This window comes from Hymenobacter agri (assembly GCF_054778495.1).
In genome coordinates, this window is the sequence record NZ_BAAGZM010000695.1 from 1 (window position 1) to 2,027 (window position 2,027).

1 protein-coding gene is annotated in these 2,027 nt (G+C 64.6%); it reads left to right on the forward strand.

Annotated elements, in window-relative coordinates:
* The coding region (locus tag ACYVDE_RS21145; protein ID WP_460503515.1) for an efflux RND transporter permease subunit at nucleotides 1–2,027 on the forward strand (2,027 nt) is incomplete at both ends.

Genomic DNA, 2,027 nt, shown 5'->3' on the forward strand with positions numbered 1-2,027 from the left:
TGCCGCGCGGCGTGCGCCTGGCCCCGTACTACGACCAGGCCGATTTCGTGGCCGAGGTCGTCCGCTCGGTGCAGGACGCGCTCTGGATTGGCCTGGCCCTGGCGCTGGTGGTCACGGCGCTGTTCCTGCGTTCGGTGAAGGCCACGCTTACCATTCTGGGGGCCATTCCGGTGGCGCTGGCGCTCACCCTGGCGGTGCTGTACTTTGGCCTGGGCTACTCATTCAACATCATGACGCTGGGCGCCATCGCCGCCGCCATCGGCCTGATGATTGACGATGCTGTGGTGATGGTGGAGCAGCTGCACCGCGTGCGCGAGGACCACCCCGACGAGTCGGCCGGTGAAGTAGTGCGGCGCTCGGTGGGCCATTTGCTGCCCGCGCTCATCGGCTCTTCGCTGAGCACCATCGTGATTTTTCTGCCCTTCGCGCTGCTGGGCGGCGTGGCGGGCGCCTATTTTAAGGTGCTGGCCACCACGATGGTGGTGGCACTGCTGTGTTCGTTTTTCGTGGCCTGGCTGGGGCTGCCCGTAATTTATTTATTGCTGTCGCGCGGGCCCAAGCAGGAGAAAGCGGAGGCCCCGGATACCATCGACGTAGACGACGCCAATAATCAGGTAGGTGGCGATGGCAGCGCGGCCCTGCCCAAAGCGGATTCCAACCACCACGAAATTCCTTGGGTGCGGGCCGTCATCCGGCACCCGGCATATAGCGTCATCGGTATCCTCGTTTTGGTAAGCAGCATGGTGCTCATTATCCCGCGTTTGGCCACCGGCTTTCTGCCCGATATGGACGAGGGCGCTATCGTGCTCGACTACACCTCGCCCCCGGGCACCAGCCTGGAAGAAACCGACCGCATGCTGCGCCAGGCCGAGAAGCTCATCGTAAAGGTGCCGGAGGTGGCGAGCTACTCTCGCCGCACGGGCACGCAAATGGGCTTTTTCATCACCGAGCCCAACAGCGGCGACTACCTCATTCGCCTCAAAACCGACCGCAAGCGCAGCACCGAAGACGTCATTGCCGATATCCGCGAACGCATCGAAAGCACCCAGCCGGCCCTCACCATCGACTTCGGCCAGGTCATCGGCGACATGCTGGGCGACCTCATGAGCACCGTGCAGCCCATCGAAATCAAGGTCTTCGGCCCCGACGCCGCCAAACGCTACGCCCTGGCCAACCAGGTGACGGCCGTGGTGGAAAAAGTGGCCGGCACGGCCGACGTGTTCAACGGCATCGTGCGCATGGGCCCCAGCGTGGACGTGCGTCCCGACCCGCGTCGACTGGCCCAGTTTGGTCTTACCGCCACCGATTTTCAGACCCAACTCCAAACCCAGCTCCAGGGCACCACCGCCGGCAACGTGCTCGAAGGCGAGCAGCTCCTGAACATCCGCCTGCGCTACCCCAACGCCGCCCAGACCAACCTGGCCCAGATGCAGGCCGAGCCCGTGTTCCTGCCCAACGGCCAGCGCCGCCGCCTCGACGAGCTGGCCACCGTGCGTGTGACGCCCAGCGAAGCCGAGCTGGAGCGCGAAAACCTGCAGGCTATGACAGCTGTCACGGCCCGTCTCGACAACCGCGACCTGGGCAGCGCCATGACCGAAATCAAGCAGAAGCTGGAGCGCAACGTGCCGCTGCCGCCCGGCTACTTCATCCAGTACGGCGGCTCGTATGCCGAGCAGCAGCAGTCGTTTCAGGAGTTGCTCACCATCTTGGGCACGGCCTGCCTGCTCGTGTTCGCGGTGGGCTTGTTTCTGTTCCGGGACTTGAAAGCCGCCGGGCTCATCCTGCTGGTGGCCGTGCTGGGCCCGGCCGGTGGTAGCCTAGCCTTGTTTCTCACCAACACGCCCTTGAATGTGGGCTCCTACACCGGCCTCATCATGGTGGTGGGCATCATCGGGGAGAATGCCATCTTCACCTTTCAGCAGTTTAACGAGGCCCGCGCCGAAGCGCCCGTGGAGCAGGCCATCGGCTACGCCATTGCCGCCCGCCTGCGCCCCAAGCTCATGACGGCGCTGGCCGCCATCGCGGCA